Consider the following 20,880-nt stretch of genomic DNA (forward strand, 5'->3'; position numbering starts at 1 on the left):
CACGCTCAGTTGGCAATCACGCTCATGTTCCGCCCACTGGCCTTGGCCACATACAGCGCCTTGTCCGCCGCGCCGATCAAGTCGTCGGCCTGGGCTTGCGAGGCCGGATCGTACGCCGCGACGCCCAGGCTGACCGTCACCACGCCGTCGGCGCCTTCGGCGTGATGAATACCCGCCTGCTGCACCGCACGACGGATTTTTTCCGCCACCAGGAACGCCCCGACGTAATCCGTCCCGGGCAATACCACCGCAAATTCCTCACCACCGTAGCGCGCCGCCAGGTCTCCGGGGCGCTTGATGTTTTCCGTGATGATCGCGCTGATCTTGCGCAAACACTCGTCCCCCGCCACGTGGCCGTATTGATCGTTGAACAGTTTGAAGTGATCGACATCGAGCATCAGCAACGCGAGGCCGCTCTGGCTGCGGCGGGCGCGGCCCATTTCCGAGTGGATGAACAGATCGAACTGGCGCCGATTGGACAGCCCCGTGAGCGCGTCTTCCAAGGCCAGCAATTTCAGGCTGTGATTGACCTCGATGAGTTCGTCCCGGGCATCCAGCAGTTCACGCTGAATGCGGTTCTGTTGCTTCATCAGACCGATGAGGCGATAGCCCAGCACACCCAGAAACCCCAGCAACAATGCAACGATCCCGGCACTGAGCAGGGATTGATCGCGCCAGCCTTTGAGAACTTCATGCTTGTCGAGCGCGGCGAAGATAATCAATGGATAACCGTCGACCCGACGAAATCCCACCACCCGCTCGACACCATCCATGACCGACTTGACCGTTGCCGTTCCAGAACTGCCCGTGGGCAGCAACTGTGTGAACAACGGGCCACCGGCGACGCTGGTGCCGATCTCCGTTTCATTGAACGGCCGCCGCACGACGATGGTGGCGTTGTCGGCGATCAGGTTGATCACCCCGTTGCGGCCCATGTCGATGCTGTCGTACAGGGACAGGAAATGATTGAGATAGATCGTCGCCAGCGCCACGCCGGCAAAACTGCCGTCGGCATGATTGATCCGGCGGGACACGGTCATGATCCATTCGCCGCTGGAACGGCTTTTGATCGACGGACCAATGTGCGGCCCACGGTCGGGGTGATCGCGATGAAAGATAAAATATTCACGGTCGTCGTTATTGGCGTCCGGCACGGCGGCACCGTTCGAATTGGCAACCCAGCGTCCCGTTTGGTCGTAAACGAACAGGCCGTGTAACTGGCTCAGCTCATTGCGCTGAGCCCTGAGCAGGCGTTCCAGGTGAGGCAACTGCGCGGGCTCGAATCCATCGTTTTCGAGGCGCTCCACCAGCGTAAACAGCAGCGTGTCGGCCTGCTTGATTGTCGCCTGCGCTTGCGAAGACAAGGTCTGCGCAAGGTTGGACATTGCCACTTCCTTGTCATGCAGATGGTACTGGCGCGAGCTCCACGCTTCCCAGATCACGATGGCGATCATCGACAAACATACCGCGACGAGCAGCACCACCACCGAACGCACCTTGAGACCTGACCCGACGGGCGCGCCGGTCAATGGCGAGCCTCGGCGAAAATGTTCGATTCGGTCTTTGACGTACGGATGTCCCATGACGCTCCCTGAATCTGGATGAGTGGCGATTGATCCTGCTCGCCTTTTTATGATCATTGCACCGCCGGTTACGCTGGCGTCTGCTTGACCGCTTCAAGCCACGCCGGGTTGAGTCGCGTCTGTTCAGTCTCGAGGCCCAGCGCTTCCATCCGCGCCTTGTGCAGATCCATCTCCCGTATCAATTGGCTGTGATCGCTGGAGTTGCCGTCCAGCTGGTGCATCTGGTGCAACCCCAGATGATAGAAGCGCAGCAGCTTCATGGCGTCGGGATCGTCCTTTTCCACCGCCGCCGTCACCTGGTGCATGACGTTGGTGACGCTCATCAGGCTGCGCTTGAGCTGCCAGCCGTAGACCGCGGACGCCATCCAGGCCTGGGTCCAGAATGTGCCGCGCATCAGCGCTGCCATCAACAGCACCGCGACGAATACGCCGCCGACGTTGAAGCGTAGATTGTCGCCCCCCGGCTCGCCGAACATCGCCACCGCCGCCGTCGATAACACCATCGCCAGGGCCAGGAAAATCAGGGCGATGATGATCGTGCTGCGACGGGTCTGGCTTCGATAGCGTTCAGGGTTCTGCGGCTGGATTTCGAACATCGCGACGGGTTTCCTCGGGGGCTGGGGCAAAAAGGCTGCGGGGCATTATCGCCTCTGCGGCGGATTTAGCTATGCTGGGGCTCCTTTTCATCTTTTCATCGTCAAAGGGGAACATGGCGATACAGCGCAGTTCGTGCCATCTTCTTTTGTGGATACATACTATTCGGATGTCATGCGTCCTCGGCGGGTGACATCGTTTTAAGGATCATTGAATGTCTCAACGACAAGTAATCAACGCCTCGGTCAGCCCGAAAGGCAGCCTGGAAACCCTCTCTCAACGTGAAGTGCAGCAACTGAGCGAAGCCGGATCCGGCAGCACCTACACCCTCTTCCGCCAGTGCGCCTTGGCCATCCTCAACACCGGCGCCCATGTCGATAACGCCAAGACCATCCTCGAAGCCTACAAGGACTTCGAAATCCGCATCCATCAACAGGACCGTGGTGTGCGCCTGGAACTGCTGAACGCCCCGGCCGACGCCTTCGTCGACGGCGAAATGATCGCCAGCACCCGGGAAATGCTGTTCAGCGCCCTGCGTGACATCGTCTACACCGAAAACGAACTCGACGCCCAGCGCATCGACCTCAGCACTTCGCAGGGCATCAGCGACTACGTGTTCCACCTGCTGCGCAACGCCCGCACCCTGCGTCCCGGCGTCGAACCGAAGATCGTGGTGTGCTGGGGTGGCCACTCGATCAACACCGAAGAATACAAATACACCAAGAAAGTCGGCCACGAACTGGGCCTGCGCAGCCTCGACATCTGCACCGGTTGCGGTCCCGGCGTAATGAAAGGCCCGATGAAAGGCGCAACCATCGCGCATGCCAAGCAACGCATTCACGGCGGCCGCTACCTCGGCCTGACCGAACCCGGCATCATCGCCGCCGAAGCGCCGAACCCGATCGTCAACGAACTGGTGATCCTGCCGGACATCGAAAAACGTCTGGAAGCGTTTGTGCGCGTGGGCCACGGCATCATCATTTTCCCCGGCGGCGCGGGCACGGCCGAAGAGTTCCTGTACCTGCTCGGCATCCTGATGCACCCGGACAACGAAGGCCTGCCCTTCCCGGTCATCCTCACCGGGCCGAAGCATGCCGCGCCGTATCTGGAGCAACTGGATGCGTTTGTCGGCGCCACCCTCGGTGACGCGGCGAAGCAGCACTACGAGATCATCATCGATGACCCGGCGCAGGTCGCGCGGCAGATGACCGTTGGTCTCAAAGCGGTGAAACAGTTCCGCCGCGAACGCAACGACGCCTTCCATTTCAACTGGCTGTTGAAGATCGACGAAGGCTTCCAGCGTCCGTTCGACCCGACCCACGAGAACATGGCCAACCTGAAGCTGAGCCGCAGCCTGCCTCCCCACGAACTGGCGGCCAACCTGCGTCGCGCGTTCTCCGGCATTGTCGCCGGCAACGTCAAGGACAAGGGAATCCGCCTGATCGAAGAACACGGGCCGTATCAGATCCGCGGCGATGCAGCGGTGATGCAGCCGCTGGATCAGCTGCTCAAGGCCTTCGTCGCCCAGCACCGGATGAAACTGCCGGGCGGCGCGGCGTATGTGCCGTGTTATCGGGTGGTTGCGTAACAAAGAGCCGCCGCCCCTGTGGGAGCGAGCCTGCTCGCGATGAGGCCGGCACATCCAACACTGTGGTTGCCTGCCAGTCCGCCATCGCTGGCAGGCCAGCTCCCACAGTTGATCGAGGGTGTCCACCACCTCTGTGTTCACCGAAAAACCACTGTGGGAGCGGGCTTGCTCGCGAAGAGGCCGGTCCATTCAACATCGTCGTTGCCTGCCAGGCCGCCTTCGCGAGCAAGCCCGCTCCCACAGGTTAAGGGGGCGCAAGGTGTCTCGGGGGGCGCTCGATACCGTGACGAAAAAAACTGTCTTGTATGCCCCTGTATCAAACCCGAAGGCAGATTACAGTGGAATATAAAGGCCGGCAGGCAGCGGGAAGCGGCTTTCTGGAATGCGCAACGTGCGGACAACAAGAGGGTTGAGCGATGGAACATGTGAACCACATCCTGATCGTTGACGACGATCGCGAGATCCGCGAGCTGGTCGGCAACTACCTGAAGAAGAATGGCCTGCGCACCACGGTGGTGGCCGATGGCCGGCAGATGCGCAGCTTTCTCGAAGCCAACCAGGTGGACCTGATAGTGCTGGACATCATGATGCCCGGCGATGACGGCCTGCTGCTGTGTCGAGAATTGCGCTCGGGCAAGCATAAAGCCACGCCGATCCTGATGCTCACCGCGCGCAATGATGAAACCGACCGCATCCTCGGCCTGGAAATGGGCGCCGACGATTACCTGACCAAACCCTTCGCCGCCCGCGAACTGCTGGCGCGGATCAACGCGGTGTTGCGCCGCACCCGGATGCTGCCGCCCAACCTGTTGATCACCGAAAGTGGCCGTCTGCTCGGTTTCGGCCGCTGGCGCCTGGACACGACCGCCCGTCACCTGCTGGACAAAGATGGCACCATGGTCGCCCTCAGCGGTGCTGAATACCGCCTGTTGCGGGTGTTCCTCGATCATCCGCAGCGGGTGCTCAGCCGTGACCAGTTGCTGAACCTCACCCAGGGCCGCGACGCCGACCTGTTCGACCGCTCCATCGATTTACTGGTCAGTCGCCTGCGTCAGCGCCTGATGGATGACTCCCGGGAATCGACCTACATCAAGACCGTGCGCAGCGAAGGCTACGTGTTTTCCTATCCCGTGGAATTGCTTGGCGCCGAGTCATGAATATCTGTCCCCCATCGTTTTTGTATGCCTTTGTATAAAGACCCAAGGCTGATACACAGACGCCGATTTCGCGGCGTTCAAGCACACACAAGCGATACACCCGAGCGTTTAACTGTGTTCACCGGATAGCAGCCGCTACCGCCCCCCACTAAACGTACGGAGAATCAACCATGTTCAATTTCTCGAAAGTCTCGTCCCTGGCACTCGGTCTGGCACTGGTCGGCGGTCTCGGTCTGTCGAACCTGGCTTCGGCCAACACCGCGTCCCACACTCAGGAGAAGCAGCTGTTCGTGGAAAATGGTTCGGATCATCCGCAACAGAATCGCGTCGCTGAAGGTGGCGCGGACCGTCTGCAGGAACTGCGCGAACGTGTAGCGTTGGTCGCCCCGGGCGACGCGGTGCGCGGCGGGGTGATTGTCGCGGACAACCGCGCAGAGTTCGGTTCGAAATATCAGCGGTACTGATCGCAGCGCAGACCACCTGCCGTCCTGATAAAGGATCAACACCCTCGATATCGACTATGCCTCAGGGTGTTTTTTCATCGTGAAGCCCCGGCACTACAGTGGACCCATCTTCTCCCCACTCTTCTGGAGCTACATCATGAAAAGCATTATTGGTCTGGGTTTTGCCCTTTCGGTTCTTGGCGCTACGTCGGCTATCGCTGCACCTCATGCCAGTCCACAAATGGTCGCGGCGGCGGCAAAAGTCAGCCAGCCGGCTACCCTGAATGTGAACACGGTGGGTGTTGATCACAAAGATGTTCAGGCGAGCAAGCTGTACGTAGCTGACAACCGCCCTGAGTTTGGTTCGAAATATCAGCGTTATTGATTGGCCGGTTTGTGCGGCTGCTTAAACGGGAACCCCGGAAAGATTTGATCTCTCCGGGGTTTCTTTGTTTTTGGATGAGCGCTCGAACTCAATCCCGGAACTGCGCCGGCTGCTGATTCAGCGACCCGGCCTAGTCGCGTGCTTGATGTTATAGGACCGCCATCAAGAAACCGATCGCGCAGGCTAGACCCTCCATTAGCGAATGCGCTCTATCCAGATGCTTTCACGACATGACCCGCCATCGGGGGCCGACTGCAGTGCGCTAAAAAATAAACCATATGATTCACTTGACTGAATAATGATTCAAGTGAATCATTCGCTCAACGCTTCATCCCCAAATCGCTGCCGCACAGGCACCCGAGGACAAGAACAATGAGCGATTTCAAGCTGACCTATTCCACGATGTTCAACCCGCCTCTGCAGGTGCATGAGCAGTTCGAGCGCGCATTGGCCGCGCTCAAGCACGACCTCGGCCGTGACTATGGGTTATTCATCGACGGCAAGCAGGTGTTCAGCCCGCAGAAGATCGAAAAACGCAGCCCGATCGACCAGTACTGGTTGCTGGGACGCTTTCATATGGCCCGGAAAGAAGATGTCGACGCCGCCATGAACGCCGCCCGCAAAGCGTTTCCGGCCTGGCGTGCCACCCCCTGGCAAGTCCGTATCGACCTGCTGCGCAAAGTGGCGCGACTGATTGAAGACCGGGTGTACCGGATCGCCGCCGCTGTCAGCCTCGAAACCGGTAAGAACCGCATGGAAGCCTTGGGCGAAGTCCAGGAAACCGCGGTGTTTTTCGACCATTACTGTGACTTGATGGAGCAGAATCAGGGCTTCGATCACACCCTGCCAAACGACCCGCTGGAGGACTTCACCAGCACCAATCGCAGTGTGCTCAAGCCCCACGGCGTGTGGGCCGTGATTGCGCCTTACAACTTCCCGTTCGCCCTCGCCGGCGGCCCCGCCAGCGCCGCTTTGGTAACCGGCAACACCGTCGTGCTGAAAGGTGCCAGCGAGACCCCGTGGTCCGGTATTTTGCTTGCCGAGTGCATCCGCGATGCAGGCATTCCCGACGGTGTCTTCAACTACGTCAACGGCAGCGGCAGCGTGGCCGGCCAAGCCTTGATCGAGCATCGACATACCGCCGGCATCACCTTCACTGGCTCCTATGACGTGGGCATGCACATCGCCCGGGCTCAGCTCGACAAAGCCTATCCACTGCCTTGCATCGCCGAGATGGGCGGCAAGAATGCGGTCATTGTCAGCCGTCACGGCGACCTCGAACGCGCGGCGCTGGGCATCATTCGTTCGGCATTCGGCATGCAGGGCCAGAAGTGTTCGGCGCTGTCGCGCATCTACGTCGAAGAAGCGGTTGCGGATCGGTTGATCGCGCTGCTCACCGAGAAGATTCACGCCATCCGCATTGGCGATCCTGCGGTGCCCGAGAACTGGATGGGCCCGGTGTCGACCCGCAAGGCCTACGACGATTTCGCCGCCTACAGCGAGCAACTGCAGCAACACGGCGCGCGGGTGATCACCGGTGGCGAACAGCTCAAGAGCGAATCCTACGTCGCCGGTTTCTATTGCACGCCAACCCTGGCCGAGGCGCCGCTCGATCATCCGCTGTGGAAAGTGGAAATGTTCCTGCCGATCGTGATGATCGCTCGGGTAAAAAACCTCGAGGAAGCCCTGGGACTGGCGAACGACAGCCAATACGGATTGACTGCCGGCTTCTACGGCAACGACCCGGAAACCGACTGGTTCTTCGACAACATCGAGGCCGGCGTCACGTACGCCAATCGCCCGCAAGGCGCCACGACCGGCGCCTGGCCCGGCTATCAGCCGTTCGGTGGCTGGAAAGGCTCGGGCAACACCGGCAAGGCCATCGCTTCGTACTACTACTTGCCCCAGTACCTGCGCGAACAGTCCCAGACCCGCGTCGAGTAAACCCCTTTCAACCGTACTCACCGAGGAAAATGCACGTGCAAAACACTAACAACAAGCATCTGCTTACCGCTCTGCCCGGGCCGAAATCCCTGGCCATGATCGAGCGCGACAGCGCCGTGGTCTCTCCGTCCTACCCGCGCGACTACCCGTTCGTGATGAGTCATGGCCGAGGCGCCGAAGTCTGGGACGTGGATGGCAATCGCTTCATCGATTTCGCCGCCGGGATCGCGGTGTGCTCGACCGGTCACAGCCATCCGAAAGTGGTGACCGCGGTGAAGAACGCCGCCGACAAGTTCCTGCATATCTCTTCCGATTACTGGCATGAAGAACAGGTACGCCTGGCTGAAACCATCAATCGTTTGTCGCCGTTCGGCGAACCGGCCATGACCTTCTTCTGCAACTCCGGCACCGAAGCGGTCGAAGGCGCGATCAAGCTCGCTCGTTACGTCACCGGGCGTTCGCGCTTCATCGGTTTCATCGGCGGGTTCCATGGCCGGACCATGGGTTCGCTGTCTTTTACCGCCAGCAAGTACACGCAACAGGCCGGGTTCTTTCCAAGCATGCCGGGGGTCACGCATATCCCTTACCCGAACAATTACCGGCCGCTGCTGGCGGGTGAAGATCAGGGCGCGGCAGTCCTCGATTATCTGGAAAACGTGTTGTTCCAAAGCAACGTTCCGGCCAATGAAGTCGCGGCGATTCTGCTGGAACCGATCCAGGGCGAAGGCGGCTATCTGGTACCGCCCGATGGCTTTCTCGCAGGCCTGCGCGCGCTGTGCGATCGCCACGGCATCCTGCTGATTGCCGATGAGGTGCAATCCGGCACCGGGCGCACCGGCAAGATGTTCGCCTGCGAGCATTGGGGCCTGAAGCCCGACATCGTCACCCTCGCCAAAGGCCTCGGCTCCGGGTTGCCGATCGGCCTGGTCACGGCGAAGAAAACCATCATGCAACAGTGGAAACGCGGCGCTCACGGCAACACCTACGGCGGCAACCCGCTGTGCTGTGCCGCCGCTTCGGCGACGCTGGAACTGGTCGAAGGCGGCTACATGGAAAATGCCGCGCAGATGGGCGAGTACCTGATGGGTCGCCTCGCTGAACTGCAAGGGCGCTACCCGGACCTGATCGGTCAGGTGCGCGGCAAAGGCCTGATGATCGGCATCGAGCTGGTCACCGATCGCATCAACCGCAAACCGGCGAAGGCCATCGCTGATCGGTTGCTGCACACCGCTTACCGCAAAGGCTTGCTGCTGCTGACCTGTGGTGTCAGCACCCTGCGCCTGATGCCGCCGTTGATGATCGACAAAACCCTGTGCGACGAAGCCATCGCGCTGCTGGACGCCGCACTCGACGAAACCCTGAACGCCTGATCAACCCCGAGGAAGCAGACATGAAGAAGTTGCACGGTGTATTGGCTGTGGTATTGAGCCTGGCGGCCCTGACCGCCCAAGCCAAGGACTGGAAGGACATTCGCCTGGCGACTGAAGGCGCCTACAGTCCTTTCAATGAGATCGGCCCGGATGGCAAACCGAGGGGGTTCGATATCGATATCGCCAACGCCCTCTGCGAGCAAATGAAGGCCCGCTGCACTTGGGCCATTCAGGATTGGGACGGGATGATCCCGGCGTTGCTGGCCAATAAGTTCGACGCGATTGTCGCCTCCATGACCATCACCCCGGAACGCCAGCAAAAAATCGGTTTCACCAAGAAGTATTACACCTCCTGGGTGCAACTGATCGCCAAGGCCGGCGCCCCTTATGACGCCGCCCGACCTTCGACCCTCAAGGGCATCCGCATTGGCGTGCAACGGGAAACCACTCACGAGAAATTCGCCAATGCAGTGCTCGCTCAAGGCGGCGCCGAGATCGTCAGTTATCCGTCGCTGGAAGAGGCTTACATGGACCTGAAAAACGGCCGCCTGGACGCCACGCTGCAAGACACCATCCCCGGTGTCGAAGGCTTCCTGAAGAAACCGGATGGCCAGGGTTTCGCGCTGGCCGGGCAACAGCTCAACGACCCGCGGTACTTCGGTGACGGTCAGGGCATTGGGCTGCGCAAGGAAGACGACGATCTGCGCCTGGCCATGGATAAGGCGCTCGGCGAAATCATCGCCAACGGCAAGTACGAAACGCTGCGCAAGAAGTACTTTGACGTGCCGATTCTCTGAGGGCGGAACCAGCCCCTGTAGGAGCAAGCTTGCTCGCGAAGGGCGTGAACGATAACGCGTCATACCAGATGCCCAGCGGCGCTTATGGTTTATTCGCGAGCAGGCTCGCTCCCACAGTTATGAGTTCGCATACGCCACCCCCGTTAGCCTGAATAACAAGAACAACGCGGCTGCCCAGGCAGCCGGAGGGTTTTGCCGTGTCTCGTGATCCCCGTTTCGACATCCTTTTCGAGCCCTTGAAGATCGGCCCGGTCACCGCGAAGAATCGCTTCTTCCAGGTGCCTCATTGCAACGGCATGGGCTGGACTCAACCGCGCGGCCTCGCCGAACTGCGCCGAATCAAAGCCGAAGGCGGTTGGGGCGTGATCTGTACCGAAGAAGTGGAAATCCACCCGAGCAGCGATTGCTCGCCTTTTCACGAAGGTCGCCTGTGGAGCGATCTCGACATCCCGGCGCTGGCTCTGATGGCCGAAGCGGTGCATGAATACGGCGCGCTGGCCGGCATCGAAATCATGCACCACGGTCCGTCGTGTGCCAATTACGACAGCCGGGAGATCCCCATTGGCCCGTCCCATCGGCCGATCACCTATAACGCACCGGTCCAGGCGCGGGCCATGAGCAAAAGCGACATCCGCGAACTGCGCCAGTGGCATCGTCAGGCCGCCTTGCGCGCCAGACGCGCCGAGTTCGACATCGTCTACGTGTACGCCTCCCATGACCTCGGTTTGCCCATGCATTTTCTGCAACGGCGCAAGAGCGACCGTGGCGACGAGTACGGCGGCAGCCTGGAGAATCGCGTGCGCCTGCTGCGCGAGCTGATCGAAGACACCAAGGACGCCGTCGGGGATCGTTGCGCCGTCGCCGTGCGCCTCGGCGTCGAGGAGTTGCTCGGTCCGGACGGCATCGTCAGCGCCGACGAAGGCCGCGACATCATCGCCATGCTCGCCGAGCTGCCCGACCTGTGGGACGTCAACGTCAGCAGTTGGGCCAACGACAGCGTGACCTCGCGCTTCAAAAAAGAGGGTTATCAGGAAGAGCACACGGCGTTCGTCAAATCCCTGACCCGTAAGCCGGTGGTCGGCGTCGGGCGCTTCACGTCCCCCGACACCATGGTCAGCCAGATCCGACGTGGTGTGATGGATTTCATCGGCGCGGCACGGCCGTCGATTGCCGACCCGTTCCTGCCGAACAAGATCAACGAAGGCCGTACCGATGACATTCGCGAATGCATCGGCTGCAATATATGCGTGTCCAGCGACTATTCCAGCTCCAACCTGCGTTGCACGCAGAACCCGACCATGGGCGAGGAATGGCGCCGCGGCTGGCATCCAGAAAAGATTCCCGCCCGCGGTTCGGCCAAGACCTTACTGGTGGTCGGCGCCGGCCCGGCGGGGTTGGAAGCCGCACTGGCCGCGGCCAGACGCGGTTACGAGGTGCACCTGGCCGAAGCCGGCAGCGAATTGGGCGGTCGCGTCCTGCGCGAATCCGCCCTGCCCGGTCTGGTCGAATGGGGCCGGGTTCGCGAATGGCGCATCAGCCAGTTGTTGCCGATGAACAACGTCAACATCTACCGCGAGAGCCCGCTTGGCGCTGGGGACATCCTCGAATTCGGTGCCGGGCATGTCGCGATTGCCACCGGCTCCCACTGGCGTCGCGACGGCGTCGGACGCGCCAATGGCTGGGCGATTCCGGGGTTCGATTCGCCCCAGGTGTTCACCCCCGACGACCTGATGGCGGGACAGGTGCCCGAAAGTCCCATAGTGATTTTCGATGATGATCACTACTACATGGGCAACGTGCTGGCCGAACGCTGCGTCGCACTGGGCCTGAAAGTGACGTTGGTCACCCCTGCCCTGCAAGTCGCCAGCTGGTCGGGCAATACCCTGGAATCGACCAGCATTCTCAAGCGCCTTATGACGCTGGAGGTCGACCTGGTACGCCATCACAACATCATCCGCTTCGAAAACGGCACCGTGCACCTGCGCTGCGAAATCACCGGCCACAGTCGCGAGCTGGAATGTCGCTCGCTGATCAACGTCACCGCCCGCCTGCCCGACGATGCGCTGCATCAAGCGTTGCTGGGACATGGCGAAGCGCTGAGCGAAGCCGGCATCAGCACGGTCAGCCTGGTCGGCGACAGTCTGGCCCCCGGCACGATCGCCGCCGCGGTGTATCAGGGCCACAAGTTCGCCCGCTACCTCGACAGCAACCTGGCACCGCACGACTACACGCGGGAATTGCCGTTGATTGCCATGTCGGCGCCCCTCTTCGAACAGTGAGAACACGATCATGCTTTATGGATATGCGGACAGCATCCTGGTGGGTGCGCTGGTCACGGTCAAAGTCGGCGTGTGCTCATTCGCCGTCGCCCTGGCGTTCGGCTTGCTGGTGGCCAACGGCAAGCTGTCGCGGCATCGCTGGCTGGCCTGGCTTTCAACCGGGTTCACTTCGGTCATGCGCAGCGCGCCGGACTTTGTCTGGCTGCTGTTTCTCTATTACGGCGGGCAGACCGCGTTGAATTTGCTCGGCCAGCGCATGGGGTTTCAGGCCATCGATATCGATGCCTTTGCCGCCAGCGTGATCATCCTCGGGGTGATCTATTCGGCGTACCTGGCCGAGACCTTTCGAGGCGCCTTCCTCGCGGTCGACAAAGGCCAGGCGGAATCGGCGCAGGCCTTCGGCTTCAACAAGCTGCAAGTGCAGATGCACATTGTCGTGCCGCAGATGATGCGCTTTGCCCTCCCCGGCATCAGCAACAACTGGCTGGTGATGCTCAAGGCCACCGCTATCACCTCGATGGTCAGTCTCAACGAGCTGATCTTCCTCTCGCGCTCGGCGGGCAAGGCCACCGGGCACGGTCTGGAGCTGCTGATCGTCGCCGCCCTCATCTACCTGCTGCTGAGCACCGTCTCGGTGGTCGCACTCAGGTTTATCGCCGCGCACTACGCCGCCGGCAGCAAGGAGATCACCTTATGAACTGGAATGTCGTGTTCGATAACCTGGCACTGTTCCTATGGGGCGACGGCACCCGCACAACGGGCCTGCTGCTGACGGTCGAGTTGTTCATCACTTCGCTCGGGCTCGGCTTGGTGATGGCGATTCCGTTGTCGTTGCTGCGGGTGTCGAGCAACCCGTTGCTGCGCACACCGGTCTGGCTGTTCACCTACCTGTTCAGGGGTACGCCGTTGCTGGTGCAGATCTACATCATCTATTTCGGTCTCGCCGAGATCGGCTGTATTCGCACCAGTTGGGCCTGGACGTACCTGCGCGAGGCCTACATCTGCGCTTGGCTGGCGATTGGCTTGAACACCGCGGCCTACACCATCGAAATCCTCGCCGGCTGCATCCAGAAAACCTTTCACGGTGAAATCGAAGCCGCCCGGGCCATGGGCATGAGCCGCTGGACGCAGATGCGCCACATCATCCTGCCGGGTGCGATGCGGCGGGCGATTCCGGCCTACAGCAACGAAGTGGTGCTGACCCTGCATTGCACCGCGCTGGCGTCGAGCATTACTTTGCTCGATCTCGCCGGTGTCGGCCGCTCGATCAGCATGCGCTATGCCTCGCCCTACGAGGCCTACATCGCCGCGCTGCTGCTCTACGCCGTGTTTACCGCCTTGCTGTTTCTGCTGTTTCGCCTCGCCGAAGGCAAATGGCTGGCGTACCTGCGCCCACGCTCAACCCATCCATGACAAGACAGCCAAGCATGGCTGCAGAGGTGAACGACATGTCCAAACTCCAGGTCAACGACCTGCACAAAAGCTACGGCCAGCACGAAGTGCTCAAGGGTGTTTCGCTGACCGCCAATGCCGGTGATGTGATCACGCTGATCGGCTCCAGCGGCTCGGGCAAAAGCACGTTCCTGCGCTGCCTGAACCTGCTGGAACAACCACAATCCGGCGAGATCATCTGGGACGGTACGCCCATCGCCATGAAGCGCGCCCGGGACGGCAGCCTGCAAGCCAAGGACGCGCGACAGCTGCAACGCCTGCGTACCCAGCTGTCGATGGTGTTCCAGAGTTTCAATCTGTGGGCGCACCTCAGCGTTCTGGAAAACGTCATCGCCGCGCCCATGCGTGTGCAGAAGCTCAGTCGGGCCGAAGCCACGGAAAAAGCCCTGCACTACTTGAACAAGGTGCAGATGGACCCGGCCCGGTTTGCCAACAGTTACCCGTCGCAGCTGTCCGGCGGCCAGCAGCAACGCGTCGCCATCGCCCGGGCGCTGGCCGTCGAGCCGGAGATGATCCTGCTCGACGAGCCGACGTCCGCCCTGGACCCGGAACTGGTCGGCGAGGTGCTGACGGTGATTCAGAACCTGGCCAGCGAAGGCCGCACCATGATCATGGTCACCCATGAAATGAGCTTTGCCCGCGAGGTATCCAGCCAGGTGATTTTCCTGCACCAGGGCCGAATCGAGGAGCAAGGCGAGCCGGCGCAGTTGTTCCGTTCGCCCCGCAGCGAACGGCTCAAGGCGTTTCTGGGGACATCGCTGCGCAACCCGGAAGCCTTGGTCACGCCCGCAGATAAACCATTTGTTTCACTAACATAAAAAATTTACCAATCGAGACAGCTCGCGTTTCATCTGCCTGACGGGTGACGCCAAGGAAGTGTCCGCATGACTCATATTTTTCACCGCAACCCCGCTGTGACCCTGCCCCTCGCCGTGCGCGGCGAAGGCTGCTACCTGATCGATGCCAACGGCCGCCGCTACTTCGACGGCTCAGGTGGCGCGGCCGTGTCGTGCCTGGGCCACGCACACCCTGCCGTTATCGCGGCCATGAAGCGGCAGCTGGACACGCTGGAATATGCGCACACCAGTTTTTTCAGCAGCGAACCGGCCGAACAACTGGCCAGCCTGTTGGCCGATCACAGCCCTTCAACCCTGGGCCACGTGTATTTCCTGTCCGGCGGTTCGGAGGCGATGGAAACCGCCTTGAAAATGGCCCGCCAGTATCACGTGGAAAACGGCCAGCCCCAGCGCCATCACTTCGTATCCCGGCGTCAGAGCTATCACGGCAATACCCTCGGGGCCTTGGCGATTGGCGGCAACCTGCCGCGACGCAAGCTGTATGAACCGCTGCTGATGAAGACCACCCAGGTCTCGCCGTGCTTTGCGTTTCGCTACCGCCACGCGGCTGAAAGCGACGCCTCGTATGTCGAGCGCCTGGGGCTGGAACTGGAACAGACCTTTCTTGAATTGGGCCCCGAGACCGTTGCGGCGTTTGTCGCCGAAACGGTGGTGGGCGCGACCTCCGGTGCGGTGGCCCCGGTACCGGGTTATCTGGCACGGATGCGGGACATCTGTGATCGCCATGGCGTGTTGCTGATTCTCGATGAAGTGATGTGCGGCATCGGTCGAACCGGCAGTTATCACGCCTTCGAACAGGAAGGCGTAGTGCCTGATCTATTGATTCTGGCCAAGGGCCTGGGCGGCGGTTACCAACCTATCGGCGCGGTCATGGCCAGCGACCGGGTGGTCCATACCATCAGCGCCGGCAGTGGCAGTTTCCAGCACGGCCACACTTACGTTGGCCACCCGATCGCCTGCGCCGCCGCACTGGCGGTGCAACAGGAAATCATGGAACACGACCTTTGCTCCACGGTGCGCAGCAGCGGTGAATTGCTGGGCGGCCTGCTCAACGAGCGCTTCGGCCATCACCCCCATGTCGCTGATGTACGCGGCCGCGGCCTGTTCTGGGCCATCGAACTGGTGCAGGACCGCGACGACAACCAGCCCTTCGCGGCAGACCTGCGCCTGCACGCAAAAATCAAACAGGCCGCCCAGGCCCACGGCCTGCTGTGTTACCCCGGCGGCGGCACCATCGACGGTGTCAGCGGCGACCACGTGCTGCTCGCCCCACCCTATATCAGCAGTCCCGAACAACTGGCTTTCGCCGTCGACACGCTCGCCGTGGCGCTGGATGAAAGTCTCGCCGGTCAATGACAACAACAAAGAGGCAAAACCCGATGAATCACCGCTATCTGAATGCTGCACTCATGGCATGCGCCGCCACCTTGCTCAGTCAAGCCACGTTCGCCGCCGAGCCACAACGTGCAAGAGACCTGGGCATTCCCTTTGAAGGGACGCCGGGAAAACTCAACGCCATCACCGACGTCGCCGGTGTCGAAGTCGGCCAGGTCACCCTCAACAGTGGCGAGGGCAAACTGGTACCCGGCAAGGGCCCGATGCACACCGGTGTGACCATGGTGATACCCCGCGGCAAGGCCTCGGTGAAGGCCGTGAACGGCGGCTTCTTCAACCTCAACGGCAATGGCGAAATGACCGGGCAATCCTACTTGCAGGATTTCGGACTGGTGTACGGGCCGATAGGCCTCTCCAACACCAACGCCATCGGCCCGGTCTACGCCGGTATCACCGAATGGTCGGCCAAGACCTTCGGCAATGCCATCTGGCCCGTCGTCGCGGAAACCTGGGACGGGCGCCTCAACGACATTGAAGGCCTGCACGTTAAGCAGGAGCATGCGATCAAGGCCATCGAAACGGCGAAAGGCGGCGCGGTGCAGGAAGGCAACGTCGGCGGCGGCACCGGCATGGTGTGCTTCGGCTTCAAAGGCGGGATCGGTACGTCATCGCGGGTGGTCGAGGTCGATGGCAAGTCCTACACCGTGGGGGTGCTGGTGCAATGCAACACCGGTCAACGCGACGTGTTGCGGGTAGCAGGCGCGCCGGTCGGGCAGGAGCTGGCGCAAAAATGGCTGGGCTGCTTCCAGCCGGGTGTCGCGGCGACCGACAAGACTCCGCATTGCCAGAAGAGCGGAGATGGCGGCGCGCCGAGCAAGGACCAGGGTTCGATCATCATCGTCGTGGCCACCGATGCACCGTTGCTGGCGACCCAGTTGAACCGCATCGCCAAACGCGCATCGATGGGCCTGGCGCGGATGGGCTCGTTTGCCGGTAATGGTTCGGGGGACATCATCGTGTCGTTCTCGACCGGTGAGGCGATCAACGATGTCGAAGAAGAAAACCCGGTGACCGTGACCCAGTTCCCGAACGACAAGATCGACCCGGTGTTCAATGCCACTGTACAAGCCACGGAAGAAGCCATCACCAACGCACTGGTCGCCGCACGGGACATGACCGGCACCGACGGCTACACCTCGTATGCCCTGCCCCACGGTGAACTCATCAACATTCTGAAAAAGTACAACCGCCTACAACCAGCCCCAGAATTGTAAACCCAACCCTGTAGGAGCCGGCTCGCTGGCAACGGCGGTCAGCCGTCGATAAACGCGCTGCCTGACACACCGCCATCGCCGGCAGACCGGCTCCTGCAAGGGATCGTGTTCACAACCCGATCTGTGGAATCACTCGACGTAAACACTGAACTCCTTGAGCTGCGCTTCGCTGTTGGCAATTTGCTGAAGGCTGTCTTCGCTGCCATTGGCAACCAGCAACGCCGCCAACGTCTGGGACACCGCCAGCGCCGGTACGACGGAGGGAAACAACGACGGCGTGGCGTTGCGCACCACGATCAACACATCGGACGGGGCCGCAACCGGTGACACCGGACTGTCGGTGATGGCAATCACCTTGGCCCCGCGTTCACTGCAAAACTTCACTGCGCGCAACGCATCCTGGGCATACGGGTGATAACTGAACACCACCAGCGCATCTTCCGCGCCGATGCGTCGCAGCTCATCGGCGAACGCCCCACCGATGCCGCTCAGCAACGTGGTGTTGTTGAGAAACATCCCGCAGACATAACTGAAATAGTAGGCCGCCGGAAACAGACTGCGCAGGCCGACGACATAGATATGCCTGGCACCGGTCAACAGACCATGGGCCGCGAGGATCTGCTCATAACGTTCAGGGCTGAAGGTATCTTCCAGGTTGCTCTGCTCAGCGCTCAGCATCTCGCTTATCAGGCCGGTGTTCTGGTCACCGTTGGAACGCCGACGCAGCGCATCGGCCCGCTGGGTGAACATCGAGTCGCGCTCGGTCAGCCAGTGGCGGAAACAATCGCGCAACTCCTCGTAGCCACCAAACCCCAACTGACGGGCCAGACGCAACATCGACGCCGGCTGCAACTTGGCCATGCCCGCCACCGTGCGCATGGACTGCAAGGCCACCTCATTGGGGTGATCGAGAATGAAACGGGCGGCGCGCTGAAGCGTTGGCGTCAGCGAATGAAAGGTTTCTTCAATGAGCTTGTCGAGTTGATGCTTATCCATAGATTCCTACACCCTGGTGTGGCGCAAATCCTAACATGCCTCCCTGCAACGGTACGCCGCAAATCCTTGTAGCAGCCGGTTGGCAGCGTGAGCATTGCTAAAAGATTATGCCTATCAGCCCTCAATACTCGGCCTATTAGCTGACTTCCAGACTGGGGTCTACGCTTACCCGAGCGTCGGCGCCATAAGCCGGCCGTTACACGCTGATAAGGAGACAGGAATGAGTCCGAATCGTGACCAAGCCTGCCAAGGGCCACCGTGCTGGAACTCGATAGCCGCTGTTTATACCCCCGTGCGGTCATAACAATCTGTTGATCGAACTGCTGGCCCAGCAGCCTGTGTCATGGATTTTGCTCGTCGCTATTCAACGCCCGTCCCGGGCCGATAGCCGGATGATCACGACCAAAGGTAGCTCGCACATGGCAAATGAATCGAAATGCCCGTTCAATCACGCCGCTGGCGGTGGCACGACGAACCGCGATTGGTGGCCGAACCAACTGAATCTGAAGATCCTGCACCAGCACTCGTCCCTCTCTGACCCCATGGACGATGGCTTCAACTACGCCGAAGCCTTCAAACAACTGGACTTCGCGGCGGTCAAGCGCGATTTGACGGCGCTGATGACCGACTCGCAAGACTGGTGGCCGGCCGACTTCGGCCACTACGGGCCGTTGTTCGTGCGCATGGCCTGGCACGCGGCGGGCACCTACCGCACTGGCGACGGGCGTGGTGGCGCCGGTTCCGGGCAACAGCGATTTGCCCCGCTCAACAGTTGGCCGGACAACGTCAGCCTGGACAAGGCGCGCCGGCTGCTGTGGCCGGTCAAACAGAAATATGGACGCAATCTGTCCTGGGCCGACCTGATCGTCCTGACCGGCAACGTCGCCCTGGAATCCATGGGCTTCAAGACCTTCGGCTTTTCCGGCGGGCGTGCCGATGTCTGGGAACCGGACGAGGACGTTTACTGGGGTTCCGAGAACAAATGGCTGGGCGGCGATACCCGTTACGACAAAGGGCAAAAAGACGTGCAGACACCCGGCGATGTTCCATTGGTAGCCGAGCCGGGCCGAAATGAAGACAGCCGCACCGAACACGGGCGCAATCTTGAGAACCCGCTGGCCGCCGTGCAAATGGGCCTGATCTACGTCAACCCCGAAGGCCCGGAAGGCGAGCCGGATCCGGTCAAATCCGCCCTGGACATCCGCGAAACCTTTGGCCGCATGGCCATGAACGACGAAGAAACCGTAGCGCTGATCGCTGGCGGCCACGCCTTCGGTAAAACCCACGGCGCCGGGCCGGCCGACAATGTTGGCGCGGAACCGGAAGCGGCCGGCCTGGAACAACAGGGCCTCGGCTGGAAAAACAGTTTCGGCACCGGCAAAGGTCCGGACACCATCACCAGCGGCCTGGAAGTGACCTGGACCACCACGCCTACCCGCTGGAGCAACAACTTCCTGGAAAACCTGTTCGGCTTCGAATGGGAGCTGACGAAAAGCCCGGCTGGCGCGCATCAATGGACGCCGAAAAACGGTGCCGGTGCCGGGATCATTCCGGATGCTCATGACCCGTCCAAACGACGCAACCCGACCATGCTGACCTCCGACCTGGCGCTGCGTTTCGATCCGATCTATGAACCGATTTCCCGGCGTTTCCTGGAGAACCCGGATCAGCTGAGCGACGCTTTCGCCCGTGCCTGGTACAAACTGATTCACCGCGATATGGGCCCGCTGTCGCGCTACCTTGGTCCGGAACTGCCCAGCGAAGAATTGCTCTGGCAGGATCCGCTGCCAAAAGTCGACCATGAATTGGTCAACGACAGCGACATCGCCGCGCTCAAAAGCAAAATCCTCGCCTCGGGGCTGAGTGTCTCGCAGCTGGTTTCCACGGCGTGGGCGGGGGCTTCGACCTTCCGTGGTTCCGACAAACGCGGCGGTGCCAACGGCGGTCGTCTGCGCCTGGAACCGCAGAAATCCTGGCAGGCCAACCAGCCGGACCAACTGGGCAACGTGCTGGCGAAACTCGAGGGCATTCAGCGCGAGTTCAGCAGCGGCGGCAAGAAAATCTCCCTGGCAGACCTGATCGTGCTGGCCGGCAGTGCCGGTGTCGAGCAGGCGGCAAAAAATGCGGGGCATAGCGTGACGGTGCCGTTCACACCGGGCCGGGTAGATGCCTCGCAGGCACAAACCGATGTGGAATCCTTTGGTTTCCTCGAGCCCATCGCTGATGGTTTCCGCAACTACACCAAAGCGCGCTACACCGTGCCGGCGGAGCATCTGCTGATCGACAAGGCGCAATTGCTGACCCTCACTGCGCCAGAAATGACCGCGCTGATTGGCGGCCTGCGCGTGTTGAACACCAATGTCGGACAGACGAAGCATGGCGTGTTCACGACGCAGACGGAGGCGTTGACCAACGACTTCTTCAAAAACCTGCTGGACATGGGCGTGGAATGGAAACCCACCTCGGACACCAACGAAGAGTTCGAAGCCCGGGATCGCAAAACCGGCCAGGTGAAATGGACCGGTACGCGGGTCGACCTGGTGTTCGGCTCACATGCGCAGTTGCGCGCGCTGGCCGAGGTGTATGCGAGCAGCGATTCGAAGGAAAAGTTTGTGAAAGACTTCGTCGCGGCCTGGACCAAAGTGATGAACCTGGATCGCTTTGACCTGAAGTAACCTTGCAGCAAAAGCACAACGCCTCCCGAGTGGAGGCGTTGTGGTTTTTGCAAGCCGGTCGATCACGTCGGAGGAATCGTGGCCAAAACACCGATCAGAATGGTCAATACCAGAAATCCACCCAGAAAAAGGGACATCTTGGCCATGGAGC

At 61.0% G+C, this 20,880-nt stretch carries 17 protein-coding genes; 14 read left to right on the forward strand and 3 right to left on the reverse strand.

Annotated features, from left to right (window positions below; all coding sequences use genetic code 11):
* Positions 1 to 5 precede the first annotated feature (5 nt).
* Both NTD84_RS18130 and NTD84_RS18135 read right to left on the reverse strand, forming a co-directional pair.
* Positions 6 to 1,583 carry a sensor domain-containing diguanylate cyclase gene (locus NTD84_RS18130; protein ID WP_262168093.1) on the reverse strand — a complete coding sequence of 526 codons (1,578 nt, stop codon included), beginning with the start codon at positions 1,581 to 1,583 and terminating at the stop codon, positions 6 to 8.
* Positions 1,584 to 1,651: 68 nt separating this feature from the next.
* Positions 1,652 to 2,179 (reverse strand): DUF3087 domain-containing protein, encoded by a 528-nt coding sequence (locus NTD84_RS18135; RefSeq protein WP_262168095.1) that lies wholly within the window; start codon positions 2,177 to 2,179, stop codon positions 1,652 to 1,654.
* Between the two features lie 212 nt (positions 2,180 to 2,391).
* Here NTD84_RS18135 and ppnN point away from each other — a divergent pair, with 212 nt between their 5' ends.
* The 13 genes from ppnN (at position 2,392) to NTD84_RS18200 (ending at position 17,058) form a co-directional block, all read left to right on the forward strand.
* A complete protein-coding gene (gene ppnN / locus NTD84_RS18140; protein ID WP_262168098.1) occupies positions 2,392 to 3,765 on the forward strand; it encodes a nucleotide 5'-monophosphate nucleosidase PpnN in 1,374 nt (457 codons plus the stop codon).
* 416 nt (positions 3,766 to 4,181) lie between these two features.
* Positions 4,182 to 4,922, forward strand: coding sequence for a response regulator (locus NTD84_RS18145; protein ID WP_262168100.1), 741 nt, complete (start codon positions 4,182 to 4,184; stop codon positions 4,920 to 4,922).
* Positions 4,923 to 5,092: 170 nt separating this feature from the next.
* A complete protein-coding gene (locus tag NTD84_RS18150; RefSeq protein ID WP_262168101.1) occupies positions 5,093 to 5,386 on the forward strand; it encodes a phage infection protein in 294 nt (97 codons plus the stop codon).
* A 136-nt stretch (positions 5,387 to 5,522) separates the two neighbouring features.
* Positions 5,523 to 5,750, forward strand: coding sequence for a hypothetical protein (locus NTD84_RS18155; protein ID WP_262168103.1), 228 nt, complete (start codon positions 5,523 to 5,525; stop codon positions 5,748 to 5,750).
* 372 nt (positions 5,751 to 6,122) lie between these two features.
* Positions 6,123 to 7,694 (forward strand): aldehyde dehydrogenase family protein, encoded by a 1,572-nt coding sequence (locus NTD84_RS18160; protein ID WP_262168105.1) that lies wholly within the window; start codon positions 6,123 to 6,125, stop codon positions 7,692 to 7,694.
* A gap of 35 nt (positions 7,695 to 7,729) precedes the next feature.
* The gene (locus NTD84_RS18165; RefSeq protein WP_262168106.1) at positions 7,730 to 9,064 is read left to right on the forward strand and encodes an acetyl ornithine aminotransferase family protein; all 1,335 of its coding nucleotides are present in this window, start codon (positions 7,730 to 7,732) and stop codon (positions 9,062 to 9,064) included.
* A gap of 20 nt (positions 9,065 to 9,084) precedes the next feature.
* Positions 9,085 to 9,861, forward strand: a complete 777-nt coding sequence (locus tag NTD84_RS18170) for a lysine/arginine/ornithine ABC transporter substrate-binding protein (protein ID WP_262168109.1) — start codon at positions 9,085 to 9,087, stop codon at positions 9,859 to 9,861.
* Positions 9,862 to 10,058: 197 nt separating this feature from the next.
* On the forward strand, positions 10,059 to 12,140 hold the full coding sequence (locus tag NTD84_RS18175) for an FAD-dependent oxidoreductase (RefSeq protein ID WP_262168111.1): 2,082 nt from the start codon (positions 10,059 to 10,061) through the stop codon (positions 12,138 to 12,140).
* A 10-nt stretch (positions 12,141 to 12,150) separates the two neighbouring features.
* Positions 12,151 to 12,837 carry an ABC transporter permease gene (locus NTD84_RS18180; RefSeq protein ID WP_262168113.1) on the forward strand — a complete coding sequence of 229 codons (687 nt, stop codon included), beginning with the start codon at positions 12,151 to 12,153 and terminating at the stop codon, positions 12,835 to 12,837.
* Positions 12,834 to 13,553: an ABC transporter permease gene (locus tag NTD84_RS18185; protein WP_262168115.1), complete on the forward strand. Its 720-nt coding sequence runs from the start codon at positions 12,834 to 12,836 to the stop codon at positions 13,551 to 13,553. Before NTD84_RS18180 ends, NTD84_RS18185 begins: the two co-directional genes overlap by 4 nt.
* 35 nt (positions 13,554 to 13,588) lie before the next feature.
* Positions 13,589 to 14,410: an ABC transporter ATP-binding protein gene (locus NTD84_RS18190; protein ID WP_262168117.1), complete on the forward strand. Its 822-nt coding sequence runs from the start codon at positions 13,589 to 13,591 to the stop codon at positions 14,408 to 14,410.
* A gap of 66 nt (positions 14,411 to 14,476) precedes the next feature.
* Positions 14,477 to 15,805, forward strand: a complete 1,329-nt coding sequence (locus NTD84_RS18195; protein WP_262168119.1) for an aspartate aminotransferase family protein — start codon at positions 14,477 to 14,479, stop codon at positions 15,803 to 15,805.
* Positions 15,806 to 15,828: 23 nt separating this feature from the next.
* Entirely contained in the window at positions 15,829 to 17,058 is a 1,230-nt protein-coding gene (locus tag NTD84_RS18200; protein ID WP_262168122.1) for a P1 family peptidase, read from the forward strand.
* A 129-nt stretch (positions 17,059 to 17,187) separates the two neighbouring features.
* Here NTD84_RS18200 and NTD84_RS18205 read toward each other — a convergent pair whose 3' ends face one another.
* Positions 17,188 to 18,054, reverse strand: a complete 867-nt coding sequence (locus NTD84_RS18205; RefSeq protein ID WP_262168124.1) for a MurR/RpiR family transcriptional regulator — start codon at positions 18,052 to 18,054, stop codon at positions 17,188 to 17,190.
* 419 nt (positions 18,055 to 18,473) lie between these two features.
* On the opposite strand from NTD84_RS18205, the gene katG reads away from it, so the two are divergent.
* Positions 18,474 to 20,729 (forward strand): catalase/peroxidase HPI, encoded by a 2,256-nt coding sequence (gene katG / locus NTD84_RS18210; protein WP_262168126.1) that lies wholly within the window; start codon positions 18,474 to 18,476, stop codon positions 20,727 to 20,729.
* Positions 20,730 to 20,880: the final 151 nt, after the last annotated feature.

This window comes from Pseudomonas sp. 14P_8.1_Bac3 (assembly GCF_025466085.1).
Lineage (GTDB): Bacteria > Pseudomonadota > Gammaproteobacteria > Pseudomonadales > Pseudomonadaceae > Aquipseudomonas.